At 74.0% G+C, this 373-nt stretch carries 1 protein-coding gene; it reads left to right on the top strand.

Annotation, left to right across the window (positions count from 1 at the left end; genetic code table 11):
- Window positions 1-373 (top strand): acyltransferase domain-containing protein (locus AC1DYG_RS20710; protein ID WP_477641706.1); only part of this gene is annotated, 373 nt, incomplete at both ends.

Genomic DNA, 373 nt, shown 5'->3' with positions numbered 1-373 from the left:
GGCCTCGACGCCCGCGCCCGCTCCAAGGCCGCCCGCGAGATCTGGGACCGCGCCGACAAGCACACCCGCGGGGCCCTCGGCTTCTCGATCCTCGCCGTGGTCCGCGACAACCCGACCGTCCTCAAGGCGCGTGGGGTCACCCACAAGCACCCCGACGGCGTGCTGCACCTGACCCAGTTCACCCAGGTCGCCATGGCCGTGCTGGGCGTCGCCCAGGTGGCGGAGCTGCGCGAGGCCGGCGCCTTCGTCGAGGACTCACTGCTGGCCGGCCACTCGGTCGGCGAGTACAACGCGCTCGCCGCCGTCGCCGGGGTGCTGCCGCTCGAGGCCGTCCTCGAGGTGGTCTTCCAGCGCGGCTCCGCGATGCACGCAC

Source organism: Pedococcus sp. P1_H8 (genome assembly GCF_056405175.1).
Note: the sequence above shows the minus strand (reverse complement) of the source record. Positions and strands in the feature narration are given on the sequence as shown.